We start from the raw sequence: 5,886 nt of genomic DNA on the forward strand, positions 1-5,886 counted from the left end.
AGTGTCATTGCCATTCTCAGCTCCCATTTGAGTTGATCTGCGTCTGCGCTGCAGGCGTCATCGACTTTCCTAGTAGCACGGCGTGTAGATCGGCACCGAACGAGCGCACATCTTCCATTACGCTCTTGTTGCGACGGATCAGCCAGTTGTAACCCAATACCGCCGGCACGGCCACTGCAAGGCCGATGGCCGTCATGATCAAGGCCTCTCCCACCGGTCCGGCAACCTTGTCAATCGACGCCTGCCCTGCCACGCCAATAGCGGTCAGCGCATTGTAGATACCCCATACCGTGCCGAACAGACCAACGAAAGGCGCTGTCGATCCGACCGTAGCCAGCAAAGGGAGACCGTTTTGCAGGCGACTGCCGACTTTTTCGATGGCCCGCTGGATGGACATGGTGATCCAGGTGTTCAGGTCGATCCGTTCCAGTAATGCTCCCTCATGATGTTCGCTGGAGGACTGCCCACTCTCGGCGATGAAGCGATAAGGCGTCCCTGCACCGAGTTCATCGATGCCGTTGGCTACCGAACTTGCCTTCCAAAAAACACGGTTGGCCTTCTTGCCCATGGACTTCATGCGCGATTGTTCATAGGCCTTGGTGAGAATGACGTACCAGCTTGCCGCAGACATGCATACGAGAATCAGCAAAGTCGATTTGGCGACGATATCGCCTGCAGCCCAGAGGGCGGCCAAGCCGTAGGGATTGTTTGCGACTCCGATCTGCGCAGCATGGGCGGCAGGCAGCCACATCTGGCCTATCACAAGTGCAATAGCGTAAGGCAGGAGTTGACGAAGTTTTAGCATGAATCGCTCCAGAATAAAAAATTGAAAGCCGTAGTCGAGCGCTGGTGCACACAACCGGTATTAAAGGGGGGGGACCGACCGGCTCCTGATCGGGGTATCAGGGCCGGTACCGTTATTGAAGCTTCCAGACGTACTGCATCTTGGTCCAGGATTGCTCGGGAGCGCCGTCTACCGTGGCCGGCTTGAACTTGCACAAACTCAGGCCATCGCGCGCTGCCTTGTCCAGCTCTGGATAGCCGCTGGACTTTTGTACCTTCGCATCCAGCACTGTGCCGTCCACACCGATCAGGAAAGCCAGCGTCACCACGCCCTCTTCCTCATTGCGCTGGGAGGCGCTGGGATAAGGCGGCTTTCCGCACTTGCTGGGATCGACCACCGCCGCCGTTCGGCTAGGCCCCTTATCCACAGAAGGTGCGGAAGGTGCCGCTGTGGGGGCAGGCGGAACCGATGTTGCCACCGCCGTGGCGCTGGCCGAAGCAACCGGAAGAGTGACTGTCGGCGTCGTCTGTGGCGGCCTCACTACCGGGGCCGGCTGCGGTTTGCTGGGCATAGGGCTAGGCTTGACCTCCGGTGCTGCTTTCGGTTGCGGAGGTGATGGCGGTGGTCGGCGCTCCTCCAGGATCGCCACCTGGACCGGTTCAATGGCCGAGCGGGCAGGCGCTTTTTGCATTCCATTGAGCAACCCATACGCCAGACCAATATGCAGTGCGATGACCAGTCCAATACCAATCACGCGCTTTGAAGAAACCATCTGCTCGGACGAAAAGGACAAAGTCATGGCTTGTCGCCTTCCCGGGATACAGTTCTGCCGGTATCGTTATATGGCGTAAAAGAAGGCTGGCCCTGCCAGTCTGTCATTAGTGCGTACCACACGAGAAGGAAGCGCATCGTCAGGCTTTCCTGCTGGCTTGATACGGCCCCGACACCATTTTGATGGTGTCCCGTTCATCCCGATCATCAGTCACAAAGATGTGGAAGCTGCTATCGGCTGCAACGCGTACGACGATGTGACCATCAGTGCTTTTCAAGCGCGACAGCAAACGATGATTCATGACCAGGTTTTCCTTCATCACGGTGGTGGCAAAGACATCGCGCGGGCCTGGGTACAGGCGCTCGCTGAAAAGACGTTCAAGTTGTACCTGTTCGGGATGCGATATATGCCAGGTATGGATCATCCAGGCTTGTGGGCGCAATAGCCGTACCGTATCGGCGCTGAGCCCGTCGAACATACAGTGGTGGTCAGCAGTGGCCACATCGACCCGCCCAGCTGCGCGTGCAGCAGCAGTGAGGACATCGCGCCAGGGCTGGTCGCCATCATAGGTATAGCTGGTCAAGTCGGCACAGCTGAAATAACGGAAGTTTCCGTAATCGACGCGAATACCCGCCGAGCACAGGTTCTCGTTGGGATAGTCCTTCCGCTCCAAGCTCGCAAGCGGCGGGAACATATGGATCGTATCCTCGCCACGACCGGTCCACACCTCACCGGAAGCCACCAGGTTGCGTACGCTGAACGGCTGGCTCGCAGCGTGGTAGCCCTTGCCCACGAACTGTCGTTCAGTCCCGACTTGGAAGCGTTGCACGTCCTGCTTTTTGTCGACACGACTCTTGATGTAGGAAAAATAATTGGCCGCGAACGGCGCCTTCCAGACGGTGGGATAGTCATACGAGGGATAACCGCGATCCACTACGGTGGTAATCGGAACGATCTCGGCCACATCGGTGACGCCCGAGAGCGCATAATCACCGATGCCGGAACGAGGCGACCTGGGCGTAGGATCCCCCGTGTGGTCTGGATGGAAGTGCGTGACGAACAGATAATCCAGGGCCGTACCGCCGGTGTCGCGCAAGCGCCGCTGCAAATAGCGGCCGATCCACTCCCCTGCCCGCCGCGAGGCGTTGGGACGCGGCTCGAACGAGGTCTCCGGACCGTCGGCCGTATCGCCGGCATCCATCAGCAAGGTGGTACCGTCGGGTAGCACCATCAACGTGGCATTGCCGCGTCCGGTGGCGATATGGTGGATATCCAGCAAGCCAGGCTGCCATGGCGGCAAGGACTGTCTGGGTTGCGATGTGTCCTGCATCGGCTCGGATGAGGCGACCGGGGCGGCGACCGCCAGGCTGGCTGGCAAGCCTTCGCTTGCGATGACTGGCGCACCGAGAATGGCTTGCAAGAGGTGTCGCCGTTTCTGATCGATGGGCATCATTGCTCCTTGTTCAAAAATGAGTATTGAGGGTCACGCCCAGCGTGCGCGGAGCACCAACGTATTCGGCATTGACTACCTGGGTCGAGCGGGTCAGGATGTAATAGGAGTTAGTTAGGTTCTTGACCCAGAAGGTAAGCCCCCACTTGCGATCACTGCTGTCATAACCAACGCTGGCATTGACCATGCCGTATGCAGGGTTGCGCAGATTGGGGTCCTGGGTGGCTCCGGTGTAATAACTATCGATCCAGCTATAGCTGGCTGATCCGGTCAGATACCCACCCATCTCAAGGGGCAGGTTCACGTTGGCTGCCACCGAGTATTGATCCTTGGGCGAATTACCCAGCGGGTGACCGGTGTTATTGACCGAACCCACGACAAAATTGTCATAGACGCCTTCCAGACGACTGTAGCCCAGGCTCAGATCCAGCCATCTGAACGGACGGTAGGCCAGTTCCAGTTCGCCGCCATTGACCGTGGCGCTAGCTGCGTTGACGATATTGAGTACGCCGTTGGTGGAATTGAAGACCAGCTCTTGCTTGTCCTTGTATTTCATGTGAAATACCGAGCCATTCAGACGCAGCTTGTTCTCCAACCATTGCGACTTGAAACCAGCTTCGTAGTTGGTCACGCTCTCGGGCTTGAACGTAGTGCGGAAGATGTTGGCAGTGGCGGCCTCAGTATTAAAGCCGCCGGCGGTAAAGCCCTTGGTCACGCTGCCGTAGGTCATCAGATTTGCCTGCGGCGTCCAACTTACGACCACCCGTGGAGTCATCTGGCTCCAGCTTCCGGTGGCACCGCCAACATTGTACGAGTTGGCCGAATTGCGGAAGTCAGTGCGCGCAAGCGATGCAGTTTTTTCATCGTAGGTGTAGCGTACGCCGGCCGTCAGGTCCACTTTTGCTGGCAGATGCACGGTACCGTCACCGAAGAGCGCGTAGCTACTTGTATTGACATTGGCATCCGAGAGCACATCACCAGATACCGCACCTGTGCGCGCTGCCAGACTAGTGGTGCGGAGTTGTCGGGCGCCTGCTTCGTTCATCAGATAGAGGCCGGTGATGAAATCGAAATACTCCCCCTTCGGACTGGCATACCGCAATTCCTGAGACAGCGTGCCAACCTGATCGCGATCACCGTTGATGGCTTGCGCCCCCGCGGTCAGGAAGCGGAAGTTGGTGCCAACGCCCGAGTAGATTTCACGCGACTGCGAGGCGCGATAAGCCGTGATGGAGGTAATCTCGCCCGACCCCATCTTCCAGTTTACCTTGGCCGACACGCCGTAGAGACTGCGCTGAAATGACTGATCGATGCCCAGTTCGGAAGTACGATAATTCCCATCATTGCCCAGAGTATCGGAAGACAAGGTACGACCGCGATTCCAGTCATCGCCGTAGTCCACGCTGAAGGTCGCCTCGGCATCTTGGTTGAGCTTCATACGCAGTTGCGCGCGCAAGGCGCGGCTATTGAGGTCATCTTCTTCACGGCCGGTCAGCCGATCACTGCCATAGCCGTCGTGGTGATGCATGTTGGCGGAAATCTTGATGGCGGCAGAATCGCTTAAGGGGACGCTCGCCAGCCCAGTTACCTGGCGATCACCGTAGCTTCCTACGGTCGTGTGCGTTTCCACCACGCGCTCATCGAAGGACGGAACGCGGGTGTTGATGACGATAGCGCCACCGGTCACATTGCGACCGAACAAGGTGCCCTGCGGTCCCTTCAGAATATTGATGGAATCGAGATCGTACAGCTCGAAGCTGGAAGCGCTATTGCGCGGAATGAAAACATCGTCCACCACGACAGCCACTGGTTTGCTCACGCCCATCTGAGAGAAGGTATTGCTGACCCCCCGGATGGCGACCGTCGGATTGTTCTGACTGAATGACGACACCAACAGACTCGGTGTCAGTCGCGACACATCCTGCAGACTCTGCACCCGAAATGCATCGAGCGTCTTGGCCGACAAGGCGGTCATGGAGATCGGGACGCTCTGGGCGGACTGCGAGCGCTTCTGGGCGGTCACGGTCACGGTGCTTAAGGTTCCTTCGTCCCTGAACAGCTTGATCTGTTTGCCTTGCTGCTCGCCTACGTTCAGTCCGGTTCCCTCAACCATCTGGCGCAATGCCTCGACCGGGGTATAGCTGCCATGAACGGGGGTGCTGATCAGTCCGTCCATGCCTGCGGGACGGATGACCTTCAGCGATGTCTGCGCCTCTAGGGCCGTGATGGCTTGCTCCAGTTCCTGTGCCGGCAAGTCGAACATGGAGCCGCGAAAGATGATGGCGGCATTACTTCCGTCCATTTTGACGTATAAACCGGAATCTGCCAGAAGCGCAGATAAGGCCTGCTCATCTGACAGCTTACCTTTGACCCCGCTGGTACGGGCCTTGGACACATCATCCAGATTGTAGATAATCTGCATTCCGGATTGGGCGGAATAGATATCCAGAGCGGTTTTGAGCTCTCCGCCTGGGATATTCAATTCATGGAGCTGCTCTGCATGGGCGACGACGCAGAGTGTCAAGGTAGAAATCGCCAGTGCGATTCGGTTATGCATCATTCCATTCCTCTTGGTTGGGTGAGTTCTGCTTTCCCCTTCTAAGACGAGTGAATGAAGACTATCCGGTATGCGCGACGCCGATTTTTATTTCGTTGCCGGTCTCTTGGGCCGTCAAGCCAAAACCACTTTGCAGCAGACGTACGAAGCCATCGACGTTGTCGACATTAAAGCTGCCACCTATCCGGATCTGCGCAGCCAGAGGATCATTGATGATGATTTTTTTCTTGGTGTAGCGATTGAACTCGCTGGCGGCTTGCGCCAGCGTCATCTGGTCAAGCACCAGCTTTGCTTGGCGCCAGCTCAGTTGGTGTTCGATTGAT

The 5,886-nt window shown here is 57.4% G+C and carries 5 protein-coding genes; all 5 read right to left on the minus strand.

What is annotated here, in order from left to right; translation table 11 throughout:
- Nucleotides 1-16: 16 nt before the first annotated feature.
- The gene (locus I5W_RS21165) at nt 17-805 is read right to left on the minus strand and encodes a MotA/TolQ/ExbB proton channel family protein (RefSeq protein WP_017453270.1); all 789 of its coding nucleotides are present in this window, start codon (nt 803-805) and stop codon (nt 17-19) included.
- Nucleotides 806-917: 112 nt separating this feature from the next.
- The gene (locus I5W_RS33615; RefSeq protein WP_252717157.1) at nt 918-1,583 is read right to left on the minus strand and encodes an energy transducer TonB; all 666 of its coding nucleotides are present in this window, start codon (nt 1,581-1,583) and stop codon (nt 918-920) included.
- A gap of 112 nt (nt 1,584-1,695) precedes the next feature.
- Complete coding sequence (locus I5W_RS21175; RefSeq protein WP_044530714.1) at nt 1,696-3,009, minus strand: MBL fold metallo-hydrolase; 1,314 nt, start codon at nt 3,007-3,009, stop codon at nt 1,696-1,698.
- 10 nt (nt 3,010-3,019) lie between these two features.
- Complete coding sequence (locus tag I5W_RS21180; protein WP_237741928.1) at nt 3,020-5,566, minus strand: TonB-dependent receptor domain-containing protein; 2,547 nt, start codon at nt 5,564-5,566, stop codon at nt 3,020-3,022.
- Between the two features lie 58 nt (nt 5,567-5,624).
- A partial coding sequence (locus tag I5W_RS21185) for a DUF4974 domain-containing protein (protein WP_044530715.1) occupies nt 5,625-5,886 on the minus strand: 262 nt, incomplete at its 5' end.

This window comes from Herbaspirillum sp. B65, from assembly GCF_000333555.1.
GTDB lineage: Bacteria > Pseudomonadota > Gammaproteobacteria > Burkholderiales > Burkholderiaceae_D > Herbaspirillum > Herbaspirillum rubrisubalbicans.